The following is a 413-nucleotide window of genomic DNA, read 5'->3' on the forward strand; positions in this document are numbered from 1 at the left end:
TCCTGTACGTCTCGCTGGAACACATGAAGCGGCTGGAAGGCGAGGTACTCAACCTCATCCGCGATCTCTCCAGCGGGCAGGCCAGCCTGGACACCGAGGGCCTGACCGTCGACCCGCACCAGTTCCTCGGGCTGGAGATCAACCCGCGCGCCGCCGCCATCGCCGAGATCGTTCTGTGGATCGGCTACCTGCAATGGCACTTCCGCATCCACGGCCGGCTCGACCTGCCCGAGCCCATCCTCAAGGACTTCCACAACATCGAATGCCGCGACGCGCTGATCGACTATGACGCCCGCGAGCCGATGACGGACGAACACGGCCAGCCGGTCACCATCTGGGACGGCATTTCTTACAAGGAAAGCCCCACCACCGGCGAACTGATCCCCGACGAGAGCGGCCGGACGACCGTCTAC

General features: G+C 64.6%; 1 pseudogene. It reads left to right on the top strand.

Going from position 1 to position 413, the window contains the following annotated elements:
• Positions 1 to 413: pseudogene (locus D5687_RS11125) on the top strand (class I SAM-dependent DNA methyltransferase); the annotation flags it as partial.

Source organism: Guyparkeria sp. SCN-R1 (assembly GCF_003932495.1).
Lineage (GTDB): Bacteria > Pseudomonadota > Gammaproteobacteria > Halothiobacillales > Halothiobacillaceae > Guyparkeria.